This window comes from Paenibacillus sp. EB106-05-06-XG162 (assembly GCF_058791655.1).
Map to the genome: position 1 here is coordinate 51,903 of NZ_JBYTDT010000010.1, position 12,210 is coordinate 64,112.

Genomic DNA, 12,210 nt, shown 5'->3' on the forward strand with positions numbered 1-12,210 from the left:
CAATAGATGGGATGAAAGGAGCATGCCACGATGAGAATACATCTCCTCGTTGCGGACGATGATCCGCATATCCGCGAACTGCTGCGCTTTATTCTGGAGAAGGAGGGTTATGTCCCTCATGAAGCGGAAGACGGCGAGCAGGCGATGCGCGTTCTAGAGAATGAACAAGTACATCTTGCCGTAATCGACGTCATGATGCCAGGTAAGACGGGGCTTGAGCTGTGCGAAGAGATTCGGCGGCACCACGATATACCCGTCATTCTCTTGACGGCCAAGGGTGAAATCGATGATAAAGAAAAAGGATTCCTATCCGGGACAGATGATTACATGGTGAAGCCCTTCGAACCGAAGGAGCTGCTGTTCCGTATTCGCGCGCTGCTGCGGCGGTATCAGCTCGTCTCCTCGGAGACGATTAAGCTCGGCCGAACGATGATTGACCGTAGAAGCTATGAAATTCATATCGATGGGGACACGCTCGTCCTTCCGCTCAAGGAATTCGAGCTTCTATCGCATCTCGCGAGCAATCCTGGACGGATTTTCACACGGGACCAACTGCTGCAAGCCATCTGGGGTGCGGATTATGAAGGCGACAGCCGAACGATTGATGTGCATATTAAGCGATTACGCGAACGGTTCCATGACAGACCAGAGGACTTCGTTATTACGACGGTACGAGGTCTCGGCTACAAGCTTGAGGTGACAGAACCGTGAGAACCCTTTACGTTCGAATCGTCATGATCTTCCTCCTGATTAGTTTCCTAGGAGGTATTCTCGCCCTCATTGTCACGAACTTCTATTATCTCGGGCATATTCAAGATTCGAACGAGAAGAAGATTATGAGCATCGGCGAGGACATTCGCTCACTCTATGAGCAGAATCCGAATATGGAGCTCGGCAGTTATTTGACGCATATCGCGAACCTCGGATATCAGATCTATGCCGTCGACAGCGAGCTGAACGGGACATATTACGGTACTCCGTTCAAGCACAAACAGTTCAATGGTGAGCATATTAAACATGTCCTTGAAGGTGGTGTCTATAACGGCATCAAGCAAGAATCGCAATGGCTCAAAATCAATGGTCTATTCGAAAATAGTCTGCGCAACAGCGTCGGGCTGCCTGTTCAAGTTCACGGCGAGCCTTATGCGCTCTTCATCCGACCGAATATGGAACAACAGATCGGCGAAGTGAGGATCATCCTCGCGCTGCTTCTCGGCTTCTCGTTCCTCTTCAGTATCATCTTGATCGTCGTGCTGTCGCGATTTATCGTCAAGCCGATCAAGAAGCTGACCGATGCGACGCACCGTATTGTCGGCGGCGATTATCATATGGAGCTCGATGTCACGCGGCGTGATGAGATCGGGGATCTCGCAAGGGACTTCACCCATATGGCACGATCGATCAAGCAGCTGGACGACATGCGGCAGGAATTCGTCGCGAACGTCTCGCACGAAATTCAATCGCCGCTGACTTCGATTCAAGGCTTCGCCCATTCGATCCTCGAGAAGAAGACGAGTCCCGAGGAAGAAGAACGTTATCTGCGTATTATTGAAGAGGAGAGCAAACGACTCTCTTCCCTCAGCAAGCAGTTGTTAACCTTGGCGACGCTCGACAAGGAAGATCATGTCTTGAAGCGTTCGAGCTTCCGGCTGGATGAGCAGATCCGACAAATCTTTATCGTGACGGAGCAGCAGTGGTCCGAACGCGATATCGAGCTGGATCTCGACCTGCCGGAGGTCGTCGTGACTGCCGATCAGCAGCTACTCAACCAGGTGTGGTACAACTTGATCACGAATGGGATCAAGTTCACGAACCCGGGAGGCGTGCTGCGCGTCGTGCTTGCGGCGGAGGGCGGGCTTGTTGTCGTGCGGATCGCCGATTCGGGCATCGGCATCCCGGAGGCCGAGCTGGCGCATATCTTCGACCGCTTCTACAAGGCGGATAAGATGCGCAATCGCACGCAAGGCGGCAGCGGATTGGGCTTGTCCATCGCGAGCAAGGTCATCGCGCTGCACGGCGGGCGGATCGAGGTGACGAGCCAATTGGGCGAGGGAACCGAGTTCACGGTTCGGGTGCCGATGGGGTGAGTGTGCGTGTACGGGCGACGGATCGCGCGAAATAACTGCATTTTTGCAGTTATTTCGGCGTCGAGCGGCCTCTTCGAGCATATTAACTGCACTTTTGCAGTTATTTCGGCGTCAGGCTGCCTCTTCGAGCATATTAACTGCATTTTTGCAGTTATTTCGGCGTCGGGTAGCCTCTTCGAGCATATTAACTGCATTTTTGCAGTTATTTCGGCGTCGGGTGGCCTCTTCCTGCCCATCAGCTGCACTTTTGCAGTTATTTCGGCATCAGGCTGCCACTCCATGCTATTTAACTGCACTATTACAGTTAATTCCCCCATCATATCCTACACAGCAATAACCGAGACCCCTCTGCATCCAGCAGCGTGGGATCTCGGTTTTTTTCGCATATCCCCACACTTGTAATTCCCTGTTCATCATGCGTTCATATTCCAGACCTACAATGCATCGTATAAGAAAAACCTCTATCGAGGTCCTTCCAAGAGGAGCGACCGCGTTCTGAGGTAGTTTCTACCGCCAAATAGAATTGGAGGCCTTGAACTATGCACCGATTTTACCAATCGTTAGCAAAACGAATAAGCACGCGTAAAGGCGCTTGGACCGTACTCGCCATATGGCTCGTCGTCATCATTGTTTTAAGCGGCGTAGCACCCAGCTCGAAGAAATTTGCCGTCAGCAGCGGTGAAGGCAGCATTCATGAGAATACGCCTTCGGCAATCGCTGAACAACTGATGAACGAACAATTCCCGTCCGAGGATGGACCTGTCGGGCTGCTCGTCTTCCATGCGAAGCAGGCCATCACAACCGAGGAACGCGCCAAGATCGCCGAAGTCAGCACTTGGCTGTCGTCAGATCAGAAGCCGGAGCATGTCTCCAGTGCACTGCCTTTTCACAAATTCCCGAAGCCTGTTCAAGACAAGATGTTCTCAGAAGATCAGACCACGATCCTTCTCAACATTGCGTTAGATAAGGATCTCGATTCCGCTCAAGTCTACGATACGATGCAGCAAATTCGAGATAAGGTCGCTCAAATCGGGATGAATGATGTGCAGTTTGAAATTACAGGTCCTGCAGGGATCGCTGCCGATACCACGAGTCTATTCAAGAATGCCGACTTCGTTCTGATGTTCGCCACCGTCGGACTCATTCTTATCCTCCTGATCGTCATCTATCGTTCGCCGCTGATGGCCATCATACCGTTAATCATTGCAGGGCTCGTCTACCAAGTAACCGACCGCATCCTCGGGCTTGCAGCCAAAAATGATTGGTTCGTCGTCGACAAGCAGGCACTCTCCATCATGATGATCCTGTTGTTCGCCGTCCTAACCGACTACTGTCTATTCATCGTCTCCCGCTACCGTGAGGCCTTGAAGACGATCGATTCGAAATATGAGGCGATGGGCGTCGCGCTTGGTCAAGTTGCTGAACCGATTGCTTTTAGCGGCGGGACGGTATTGATTGCGATGCTGACACTGTTCGCAGCAATCTTTAAGCCGTACCATAACTTCGCACCGGTCTTCTCTGTCGCGATGGTCGTTATTCTGCTCGGCGGGTTGACCTTGATCCCTGCGATCTACGCCCTATTCGGACGTCGTGGATTCTGGCCTTTCATGCCGAAGAAAGAGCTCGCTCCCACGCCGAAGAAGCCAGGCTTCTGGACCCGAATGGGCGGCGTTGTAACGAGAAAACCTGGCCTTACATCTGGGATTCTATTGCTCTTCTTAATCGTGTCGTCCATCAATGTGACAGGGATGAATTACTCCTTCAATCTGATGAAATCCTTCCCGAGCGATACCTCGTCCCGGCAAGGGTTCGAGCTCTTGGAAGAACAGTTCCCGCCAGGGCAATTGGCGCCGGTTACGATGCTGCTCCAATCCAATAAGGAAATCGCCATCGACGCTGCCTATGTAGAGAAGTTAACAAAACTCACCCAAGCGCTCGAAGCAGAGGGCGGCATCCATGACATCCGTCCGAATATCACGAATGACCTCGCAGCGCCGGGTGCAAAGCTGCCAGATCGGTTCCTCTCAGATCAGAAGCACACCCTGATGTTGAAACTAACGCTGCAGGCGAACCCTTATGACCCCGAAGCGCTAGAGGTTATTAGCAACCTACGCGAGAAAAGCGAATCCATTCTGGAGCAGAACGGCTTCGATCCGGCACAGAATACGCTTCAATTCGCGGGGCAGACGGCACAACAGCTCGATGTTCGCGGCATGAACAAGCAGGATACCATCGTTACTTTCACACTCATCACCATCTTTATTGCATGCATGCTCGCATTCCAAGCACGTTCGCTCAAACTCGCTTTCACGATGATCGTCACGATGCTGCTCTCGTATACCGCTACGCTCGGGCTAGGCTGGATCGTGTTCCACGACATCCTCGGCTATGAAGCCATCAGTTATCGACTGCCAGTGTATACATTCGTCTTCTTGATCGCGCTCGGCGTCGATTACAACATTATGCTCGTCTCCCGCATTCGAGAAGAAGCGAAGCATTACCCTTGGAAAGAAGCGATCAGCCGCGGCGTCGCCAAAACCGGCGGTGTCATCTCTTCCGCAGGGATCATCCTTGCAGCCACGTTCTGCGTACTGATCACGCAGCCGTTGCAAGAGCTGTTCCTGTTCGGATTCATCATGGCAATGGGCATCTTGATCGATACGTTCCTCGTGCGCGGCATGCTGCTTCCAGCTCTGATGGCACTCATGGGATCGCACAGCAAACCAATCAATGCCCCGCTTACAAAAGAACAATCCCGATTGTAATCGGCCTTGGATCAGCACGACATGTTGTAATGTTCTGTTCATTCTCCGTTCATATTCGTCTCGTATGATGAATCGTGTACATGAACATCGTTCAATTCATATCATTCCTAAGGAGACTACATCACTATGAAAAAGAGTTATTATGCAGCATTCTTTTATCTCATCATTGGCATGTTAGCCGGTGTATTCTACCGTGAATATACCAAATATTCTAACTTTGACGGGCAATCCGTTCTTAGCGTCGCACATACGCATTTACTCGTCCTAGGCTTTCTGTTCTTCCTCGTCGTTTTGATTCTGTGCAAATTATTTGATATTCACAAGCATAAGCAATTTAATCTCTGGTTCATCGTCTACAATGTCGCTTTCATCATTATGATCGGTGCGTTAATCGCCCGGGGTATTTTACAGATCGAAGGAGCTGATTTCGCTGGGCTTCCGCATATCGCTGGACTTTCGCATACCCTGATGTTCGGCGCATTGATTTGGTTCCTCTTATTATTCCGCAAACAGATCAAGGAATAGAGATATGAAGCCTAAAAGCCCATTCTTCAACTCGAAGAGTGGGCTTTTTTTATTACCGAGGATTCCCAGCAAAAGAGCGCTATGCTAGACTCGGATCATGACTTTCATCCAAGGAGGAATAGTATTGACAACCATCGCTGTAGACTGGGGCGCATCCCGTGTCCTATTAACTTGGCAGCAGAGCACTGAACTCCCGCCGCAGCATCTCATCACAAGCGTCCACGGTTTCTGCTTCCATCATCAGCAAATCCTATTGGTAGACCTTCATCATCGAGGCTGGGATTTCCCCGGAGGACACATTGAAATCGATGAAACGCCTGAAGCTTGTTTCCGCCGGGAAGCGATGGAAGAGGGGTATGTTGAAGGGGATTGCACACTGCTCGGTTATATGATCATCGACCACAGTGAGAACTCGCAGTGGAATGATACCAGTCCCTATCCGAAGATCGGGTATCAGGTATTCTATCGGATGGATATCCATGTCTTGCACACTTTTGCGGCCAAATACGAATCGTCCCACAGGAAGCTGATCAACCCCAGCGATGTTGCTGACTACTATAGCGGCTGGCATGAAGTGTATCAGGAAATCTTGGACTGTGCGCTAACGTAAATTGCTCATGTAGCAGTCAGAAACGCTGTTCTATTTTCTAACGATTAATTTACACTGCTTGACCAGATCACAAAAGAATTTCGATCCTTGATGGCCCCAAGCTCTCTCAATATTGGCGCGGCAGGAGATGTTTCAATAGCTGTACCGTCCCACGTATCAATCACCCATTTGCGTGCACCTGTCAGTCGAATGACTCGCTGGACAACGTATTGCATCACCGACTTGTCGAGTAACGTCGCGAGTATGGTGGAAGGTTCTGCGCTAAGCGTCATGATTCGTTTCCCTTTATTCTCGATCCACAACGCACAGCGGCCATTGACGAGCACAACACAATTCCCCTGCCTCCTCGTGAACTGAATCTCTGACATATCCGGCCAGTCTAGTAGGATGCCATAAGGATTCATCGGGTCGACTGCTGTCATCACCGCAATGTGATCCTTCGCCATCGTTATAGGTAGTTGAAGCTGTTCGATAGTCTCCGGCTTGGCGAATTGAAGCGACTGAATCCCTTCAATCCAGAACCCACGCGTCAGCATCCCCATCTGTTCCAGCTGCTTGCAAGCATCGTACATCTGCTCCCATGTGAATAGCGATTGCGTCGCAACCGTCTCCTTTGTCAAGATCAGATGCGTATCCAATAAATGCTCAATCCAAGCTGCAGCACTTCGTTCAAGCGGCAGTTCCGGGTCCGCAAGCGACTCAAGCATATACCATCGTCCTAGCCCCGATTTAAAAGCACCTTGGGATTTACTTGGCTTCGTGCCATGCAATCGCAGAGGTGAGAACTGATCATTCGAGACGAGACCCGCCCAGACCAGATCGATCAGCAGGTCCATCATTTCTGAAGGAGCACATGCCATCTCTCGGCTTAATGCGGTCAGGAAGCTCGCTCCTTTACTTCGCAGTAGTTCTACGAGCTGCGGGTGAACCTCGAGTGAAGTCGACTTACAGAGCGGTGCATACAGCGCCTTGGACTCCGCGAGAAAAAAAGCAACACGTCCTTCTTTCTCCCCCTCTTCTCGGCGTCCCACCCAGATAATCTCGCCTTCCGCGCATAGTTGATCGAGCCATTCCTTCCGATACAGCTGCATCCGAGCCGGGAATAGACTCGTCTCCCAATGCGACAACGGGAGGAACACCCCTTGCATGCGAGCAATAATTTTCCGAAGCCCCTCCGCGCCTTGTTCTTGATCTTGACGATACAAATAATGCCGACTGCATACATCATGACCATACCGTGATGCCTCCACAGGCTCAATCTGTTTGCGCAATTGCCCCGTAGTCCGGCGAATGGCCCGTTCAGCTGCTGTTCGGCTCATCCAGGTCGTTTCTTCGGATTCTTGGAATGGCGCAGGATCAATCCGCTCCCGTTCCAACAACTCTTCGATGAACTTGTCTACCTGTGCTTCCGACAGACCATATGCGGCGATCAACTGACTCGGTGTAAAATAGAGCTCTCGCTCGATATATCGCTCCAGTACGAATGCCGCTGCTTGTGCATCTTCCTGCAGCCGTACATACGTATCTGCCTCGTCCGCACAAATCCAGCGTTTGGCTCCATTAAGAGATATCGATTGAATCCGTTGCCTCTGGATGAGCTCATCAAGCAGCCGTAAGGTCTCTTCCGCATCTTGCATCCCATGAATGAGCTCTGTCGTACTGCGATCACCCTTACGCTTCAAATAGGTCCACAGATCTTGCGAGGACTGGACGTGATGTTCTTCTTCCTTCGGTAGCCCCGCAGATTTGGCGGGGAGCAGCGAAGCAGGGAACATCTCCCCTGCAAGCTCTCGATTAATGCTGAGCAGATGAAGCTGAATATCTTTGCCGATCGCATCAGATTCATACATCTGACTATTGGCAGAATCGAGTGCGAATTGCCATGCGAAAGGGGACGGCGTCTTGCGATCATCGATGACAAATTCAAGAGTTCCTGCTTGAATATCTGTCAGCAGCTGCTTCAATCGCTTCAGATCCAGCAGCTCATACAGACAAATCTGCATCGTCTCTTCGATGAACGGAAATTGAGCCGCATGCGGGACTGCCGCACGAAGCAGCTCTTGACTGCGCAGCCGCTGCTTCCATGCCGGTGTGCGCGTGAAGCTTCGTGGCAGCAGCAAGGAAGTCTCCGCGACGCGGCGGAACGTCATGCCGAATAAAGGGGATGCAGGAATTGCATCGACCAGCAGCTCTTCCACTTTATGCAGCGGCATACTGAACAAGGATTGCACAACACGCAGATCCCAGTCTGGCAGGATGAATTCAATGCCGTTGTCTTTGAGCGATGTATTCACATGCACGTTGAACAGACGTTCCAGACTAATCTGCAGGACAAGCTGCCAGGTTCGATTTAATCTTTTGCCGAACCAGCTATGAATGACCATATGATGCCGTAGATGATCGTCCTGATAATGCTCCACAATGATGCGCCGATCCGTAGGAATCGGTCCTGCTTCAAGCTGTGATTGGATATAGCCAACAAGCTGCTCTGCGGCACTCGAGTCCATCCCATAATCTCGCATCAGCCAGTCTTTGACTGCATCCTTCGTCTCCGTCTCTAACCGTATCGCAATCGACTGGTGGAACTGACCGATCTGACATGACAATTCGAAGGATCTCCCGGACGCTTCCGCACGCCAGAAAGGAATTTCGCTCACTTCATTCGCCGCCTCGACCACATAGACGCGATCATTCTTAATCGATTGAATCCGCCAAGAGGAAGTCCCGAGCTGGAAGACATCGCCGATGCGGCTCTCATAAATATATTCCTCTTCCAGCTCACCGAGCTTCAGTCGAGACTGGGCGTGGTGGATCGGGTAGCTGGTGCTCTGCGGAATCGTCCCGGCACCCATAATCGCGGACATCAAGGTCGTTCGGGTTGGCGTTAGTATCCCTGAAGCCGTATCCCATTCAAATAAAGGCCGAACAAACGGAAAATAACCCGATAGCACGCGCAACGCATCGTGCAGCCGTTCATGGGTTAAGCTGCGATACGTATCACTACGTCTCAGAACCGCATAAAGACGCTCCACAGACCACGCCTCACTCGCAACCATCGCTACGATTTGTTGAGAGAGTATCGCTAGATCATTCGAAGGAATCTGGATGGCTTCGATCTGCCGATGGGCAATCAGATACGCTTGCACTGCACATTCCGAGAGGATGCCACGTGAACGAGCGATCATCGTCCCTCGGCTAATATCCCCAACGGCATGGCCTGCCCGTCCGATTCGCTGAATGCCGGATGCTGTGCTTGGTGGCGCATCAATCTGAATCACCAGATCTATATGGCCAATATCGATCCCGAGTTCCAACGAAGACGTAGCAACGAGGCATGACAGCTCCCCAGCCTTCAGCGCCCGCTCCACCTCAAGTCGATTTTCGCGTGACATGCTCCCGTGATGCGCTCTCGCGCGATCGGTGCCAGCTTCCAAATTCAAATGCCGTGTCAGCCGCTCACAGAGTCTGCGATTATTGGCGAAAATAAGGGTTGTCCGGTTCTCCTTCATGAGCGATTGAAGGCGCTCCACGAGCGGAGCCCATATCTCTTCTTTATTGTTCGTCATCAGCGTACGATCAGGCAGCATTACGGACACGTGATAAGTCTTGTCCATCTCACTCTCGATAATCCCGACCGGGCGCGGTCGATAGATCGCTTCTAATGATTCTACTCCCTCTGTCGATCGCTCCCATCCACCCATAAATTGCGCGACGAGGTGGATCGGCCGCTGCGTCGCGGAGACGCCGATACGCTGCGGTGAACGTCCTGTCAGCTCGACGAGCCGTTCGAGCGTAACGGATAGATGCATGCCGCGAGCATCCCCGGCTAGACTGTGAATTTCGTCAATAATCACCTGCTCCACCGTCTTCAGCATTTCTCGAGATTTCGGCGAGGTGAGCAGCAAATAGAGTGACTCCGGCGTTGTGATCAAGACATCGGGTGGTTGACGCAGCATCGCGGCCCTAACCCGCTGCGGCGTATCGCCCGTCCGAATGCCTACGTGTAGTCCTGGCCATGCCAGATCCGACATCGCCGCGACCTGCTCCATCTCGGCCGCGAACTGCAGCATATGATGATGCACGTCATTATTGAGCGCCTTCAGCGGCGTCACATAGAGCAGCTTCACACCCTTGGCGGGCTTCCCATGGGCTTGTTCTTTCCCTCGAATAATCCGTTCCAGGCAAGGCATCAGTGCGGCCAGCGTCTTGCCCGAACCCGTCGGTGCTGCGATCAACAGGTGATCGTGATGCTGAATTTCACGCCATACGCTTCGCTGCACCTCGGTTGCTTCACCAAATTGCTCACGAAACCACGTCGCCAGTACCGCGTGAAAAGATGTTAGATCAAATTCCAGCAACAACAACCCCTCCATCGTAACAAAGTCATATGTTGTTAGTATAAAGATATTTACATCATTATCCAATGGCTGCGCCAATAAAGCCTACACCAAATCAAGTCTGTACTCCTCGTATCCGTCGCATTAGAACGAGGATAATTCCACCCAAAATCAGCAGTATCTTTATGGTAGATTCCTTCATCTCCTCTTTCCTCCTCACATTCCAAATAAAATAAGCCTCTTGCCTGCAATTGCAGGCAAGGGGCAGTGTGCTTGCATAGATCTATATGCACTTCGCAATACATTCGACAAAGGTTCCTAGGGTTCTTAGATATCTCTGTTAATCCACGAAGACATTCATCCATAAAAAGGAAATACCATCTCGCTGTCGAATGTTCTTCGTCATATCCCATTGCATAAGGAGTCGACGATCTTGAGCACAGCACAACGATTAACGTTATATATCAGCTTAAATCTCTTAATACCATTTACCTTTATTAATATCTTGTTTTTCTTCTATCCAACCTACTGGTTAGACGGTTTTATCCTTCCTGATGGTCTCGTCAGCATTCCCATTTTGGTCTTTCTAATCGGTACCTTTTGTTCATTCCTGTTCGGACTCCATCGCTACATCCCGATCTGGGTGATTCTATTGGATTGGTTATTATTATCCATACTAAGCGTAGAATATCTTGTGAGTGTAACGGATTTCTTCCTTAACCTCGAACGAACGCGATGAATCTACAAATAAAAGCGCAAACGCCTTAAACGGCGTTTGCGCTTCTTCATCTCACTATACCTTCCGCCCCTCTGGCTTATGCTCCGGCTGCTCATGGACCACGCTGCCATCCGTCTGGCGAATCCAAGTCTCGAACTGCTTCTCACCCTGCTGCAGGCGAATCACGCGTGCACCTGTCGGCACAAGGTCATGACGCACCCCGTCCACGAAGCTCACATAGCGTGTCGAACGGCCGTAGCAAAGACGGATCCCGTGCAGTTCTCCCCAGAAATCATTGCCATGATCGTGACCAACGAATGTCCCCATCACATCGCCCATATCGACCATCGCAGAGAACATGCCCGAATTGATATTCGGCGCCGAGCACCAGTTATCGAATCGATGTCCATAGCAGGTATGGAAATCCCACAGGTCGTTGTATTCCGGGAGCGGAATATGGAAGAACGCAAGGGCAGGCAGCGGTTCGCCGCCGTTCTGCGCGGTCAGCTCACGCGATCTGCCGATGTACCAATCGATTTGGCTTCGACGGATCCAGTCGTAGCCACCAACCCGATGCCCCTGCTGCGCGTAGTCACCGCTATCGAGGAAATAGAGCCCCGCTGCTGTATGACCATCTTCACCTGTCACGTGAACGACGAAGTTCCCTGCACCATCTACGCCTTCAGGATCTTCTTCCGCTACATTGTGCGCATACTGCAATTGCAGATCATGCATTTGCTTCCGCGGCACCACGCCTTCGGAATCATGATTGCCGAACACGGCGGCCCATGGAATCCCGCGCGCTTCTACCGATTCAACCGCACGGCGGAACGATTCGAGCGGATCTCTTGCCCGGTTACTCGCTACCACATCCCCAGCGAATACGACAAGGTCCGGCTTCTCTGCGTCCATGACACGTTCCATTAAAGCTCTCGTCTCTGCATCATAACGTGGTGTCTCTGGGTCATAATCAAATTCATCTAGAAATTCTACATCCGAAAATTGCACAATGACAAACGAACCATCTTCACGAAACTTGAGTTGTTTCTTCATCTTTCGATTCCCCTTGTCAGCCTATTCTTACCGATAGACAGCTGCATTTTGATAGGTTCCTGAATCTTCCATGTCAATCCAAATATAGCATATGCGGCAATGGTTAGGTGAAGAT

General features: G+C 51.2%; 8 protein-coding genes. 6 read left to right on the forward strand and 2 right to left on the reverse strand.

The features are described from left to right. Positions 1-30 precede the first annotated feature (30 nt). The 5 genes from AC3WU2_RS19975 to AC3WU2_RS19995 all read left to right on the forward strand — a co-directional run bounded on the left by AC3WU2_RS19975 (position 31) and on the right by AC3WU2_RS19995 (position 5,987). Positions 31-711: a response regulator transcription factor gene (locus AC3WU2_RS19975; protein ID WP_492456824.1), complete on the forward strand. Its 681-nt coding sequence runs from the start codon at positions 31-33 to the stop codon at positions 709-711. After that, positions 708-2,087 carry a sensor histidine kinase gene (locus AC3WU2_RS19980; protein ID WP_018757477.1) on the forward strand — a complete coding sequence of 460 codons (1,380 nt, stop codon included), beginning with the start codon at positions 708-710 and terminating at the stop codon, positions 2,085-2,087. Before AC3WU2_RS19975 ends, AC3WU2_RS19980 begins: the two co-directional genes overlap by 4 nt. Before the next feature lie 539 nt (positions 2,088-2,626). Beyond that, complete coding sequence (locus AC3WU2_RS19985) at positions 2,627-4,852, forward strand: MMPL family transporter (protein ID WP_492456825.1); 2,226 nt, start codon at positions 2,627-2,629, stop codon at positions 4,850-4,852. A gap of 126 nt (positions 4,853-4,978) precedes the next feature. After that, entirely contained in the window at positions 4,979-5,377 is a 399-nt protein-coding gene (locus AC3WU2_RS19990; protein ID WP_492456826.1) for a DUF2871 domain-containing protein, read from the forward strand. A 124-nt stretch (positions 5,378-5,501) separates the two neighbouring features. Then, on the forward strand, positions 5,502-5,987 hold the full coding sequence (locus AC3WU2_RS19995) for an NUDIX hydrolase (RefSeq protein ID WP_492456827.1): 486 nt from the start codon (positions 5,502-5,504) through the stop codon (positions 5,985-5,987). Positions 5,988-6,031: 44 nt separating this feature from the next. On the opposite strand, the gene AC3WU2_RS20000 is transcribed toward AC3WU2_RS19995, so the two are convergent. Continuing rightward, complete coding sequence (locus AC3WU2_RS20000) at positions 6,032-10,345, reverse strand: DEAD/DEAH box helicase (protein ID WP_492456828.1); 4,314 nt, start codon at positions 10,343-10,345, stop codon at positions 6,032-6,034. Positions 10,346-10,757: 412 nt separating this feature from the next. Between AC3WU2_RS20000 and AC3WU2_RS20005 the strand changes: the two genes are divergently transcribed. Next, positions 10,758-11,063 (forward strand): hypothetical protein, encoded by a 306-nt coding sequence (locus AC3WU2_RS20005; RefSeq protein WP_492456829.1) that lies wholly within the window; start codon positions 10,758-10,760, stop codon positions 11,061-11,063. Between the two features lie 54 nt (positions 11,064-11,117). Here AC3WU2_RS20005 and AC3WU2_RS20010 read toward each other — a convergent pair whose 3' ends face one another. Continuing rightward, complete coding sequence (locus AC3WU2_RS20010; protein WP_492456830.1) at positions 11,118-12,095, reverse strand: metallophosphoesterase family protein; 978 nt, start codon at positions 12,093-12,095, stop codon at positions 11,118-11,120. Positions 12,096-12,210 lie beyond the last annotated feature (115 nt).